General features: G+C 37.7%; 1 pseudogene. It reads left to right on the forward strand.

Features of this window, described 5'->3' with window-relative positions:
- Positions 1-42: 42 nt before the first annotated feature.
- Positions 43-382 (forward strand): annotated as a pseudogene (locus J1C54_RS16465) (glutamate--cysteine ligase); the annotation flags it as partial.

Below are 382 nucleotides of genomic sequence, written 5' to 3' on the forward strand. Positions count from 1 at the left end.
ACCAGAGCGAATTCTCTTATACACAACGAAAAAGAATCAAGAGTGAGCTTTGGTGCAGATTGGGAACGGGGAAGTGTTACCGACATTTTTAGAGACCATATTTCAAGATTTAGAAGCCTATTAACATCGAACGAACATGATAATAGCTTAGACATTCTAGATAAAGGCAAAATCCCAAAACTAAAAGCGTTACAACTTCATAAAGGCACTGTTTATAAATGGAACAGATTATTTTATGGTGTAGGTGGCGGGAAACCACATTTAAGAATAGAATGTAGATATATTCCATCAGGGCCTACCCTTACAGATGAAGTAGCTAATATGGTATTTTGGGTAGGGCTGATGCAGGGTCAGCCAGAAAGTTATAAGAACATTCACGATA

This window comes from Alcanivorax sp. 1008 (assembly GCF_020667895.1).
Taxonomy (GTDB): Bacteria; Pseudomonadota; Gammaproteobacteria; order Pseudomonadales; family Alcanivoracaceae; genus PGZG01.